The organism is Microbacterium sp. P2_F9 (assembly GCF_056403635.1).
This window is the reverse complement of the sequence record NZ_JBFUFC010000342.1, coordinates 1-2133: the sequence shown is the minus strand read 5'-3', so window position 1 is coordinate 2133 and position 2133 is coordinate 1. Positions and strand designations below refer to the sequence as shown.

The 2133-nt window shown below is 63.7% G+C and carries 2 protein-coding genes; both read right to left on the bottom strand.

The genetic code is table 11. The features are described from left to right. On the bottom strand, positions 1-1294 hold a 1294-nt coding region (locus tag AC1DVT_RS19750; protein ID WP_477391044.1), incomplete at its 3' end, for a hypothetical protein. A gap of 274 nt (positions 1295-1568) precedes the next feature. Further along, entirely contained in the window at positions 1569-1913 is a 345-nt protein-coding gene (locus AC1DVT_RS19745) for a hypothetical protein (protein WP_477391042.1), read from the bottom strand. Positions 1914-2133 lie beyond the last annotated feature (220 nt).

Sequence of the window (2133 nt, the reverse complement as noted above, 5' to 3'; positions counted from 1 at the left end):
GCTCTCCGTGCGTGAATTCGTCGGCCGCGGCGGCCGCGGCATCCGTTTCGTTTCCGTCGTCGCCACGCCGTCGCAGCGCGCGCTCGGTGAGCCTGGTGGAGAACTTGTCCGTCAGCGACTTCGCGCGCGTGAACGTCTCGTTGCTGACGCGCAGGGCGGTATCGACACCGTCGGCACCCGTCTCGAATGCCTTGTCTTTGGCCTCTGTGGCGGCGACCACCCAGCGCTTCGCCTCCAGGGCCTGCTGACCGCCGTCGATACCGAGCACTCCGTGGAAGTCGACGACGGCGCCGGTGACCTGGTTGCTCGAATGCACGACAGCCCGCGAATCCATCGGGTGCAGCAGAACCTTCGTGTTCGCGTTGCGCGCGGCCGCAGCGATGCGCGCGAGCAGATTCTCGGTGCTCCGCGTGATGAGCTGCAGCCGGTTTCGCCGGGCAGCCTGAAGGGCAAGGCGGTGCCGGTCGAGGTCGTCCGGGGAGGTGTCCAGCACGCGGTCGAGTTCGAGCACGGCGATCGCATCCTGCAGCTGGAAGCAGCGGGCGAGAACGGCGAGCCACTCCTGGATCTTCGCCTCTGCTTCCTTGGCCGCCTTGGCGACGTCGCCGATCTGGCTCTTTCGCTCCAGCTTCTCGGCGAGTGCGTCGAGTTGACGGATGGCGTACGCCTGAGTTCTTGCGATCGTCGATGGAGTGGCCTGCACCTTCGACCAGGTCACCTCAGAGACCCGACCCATGTGATCGCGGACCGTCATGGCCTCCTCGATCATGAGGTGCACGCCGATCATGTCCGCCAGCACCGCGTCCTTCTGGGCGCGCAGCACGTCGTCGAGCTTCTCATCGATCGTCTTGAGGTACTCGGTGATCTCGTCCATGGCCTGCTGCATCGCAACCTGCGCCATGATCCCCGCCGCGCCGGCCAGAATCGCCGGGTTGGCCAGCATCGATCCCAGCGATCCAGAGTCCTTCGCGAACTGGAGCATGCCGACGAACTGGCCGTTGTCTCCGCGCAGCACGCCGGTGCTGAGGCCGGTCGACGAGTTCGTCACCATCGGGTATTTCGCTGCGAGTTTCGCCGAGTCGCTGGAGAGCTGCACCCAGCGACCTGAGTTGGAGGCGAGCTCGGAGCCGGCCTGCGCCATCGCGGACCCGGCACGGGCGACAGTTCTGAGTCGCTGCAGACCGAGGTCCTTCGACGGGAGACCTTCGGCAACGAGGAACCGTTCGACAGCCCCCGGATCACCGATCACCGCCAGCCCATCGCCGTCGCTGATCAGCTGAATATCGGTGTTCAACACTGGCTCCTGAACTGTCGGCAGGAGTGACCTGCGCGACGGATGATCGTCCGACTATGGCGCGCGACTACGACACTGCGACCGGGTACCCGCGCACCATTGCGGCGGTTGTCTACCCGGACCCCGTCGTCATGACACTTCCGGGCCCATCGAGCAGCGCGAAATGGCGCCGATCGACGCCCGTTTGTCATGATGCGCGTCCCCGTCAGTCTATTTGCGGCAATTGCGCGATTCCTGACGAGCACAGCCGAGCCCGCCCGAGGCTTGCGGTCATTCACTTTCCGATGCCGAGCCGGAGGTTGTGGCGGGTGATGATGTCGCGCCAGCGGTCCGACTTCGTGAGCGCGACGCCTTGGTCATAGACGTCGACTTTCCATTCGAAGTCGAAGGTCTTCTCGAACTCCGCCGTCGAGGTGAGGAGATGTCCTGCGCCGTCACGCGCCTTGAACGGTTGGCCGGTTCCACTGACATATTCGCCAGAGGTCAGTCGCCCGGTGTAGTCCCGCAGTGCGTAACTCGTCCCCTGGATGCTCAGGTGGAGCAGCGTTTCTGTACTGATCTTGGGGCAGTAGATCAGCCATTTCTCGTGACCGGTGCGGTCGGTGTCTTGGCGGGTCATCTGCTACCTCCATTGGTCTCAAATTGGTTGTCGACTTTCAGTATGCACCTATGGTCTGACCACACGCTGAGAGTCACGCAACCGTGCCCTCGCAGCCTCTCATTTGCGCACAATCGCGCAATGTCGGAGGGGTCGGCCATACTGAAAGTGAAGGAAATAACGCAGGAGTGAGCGAAAGGAAGGGTGGGAAGGATCACCATTACGCACCTGTCCGCACAGC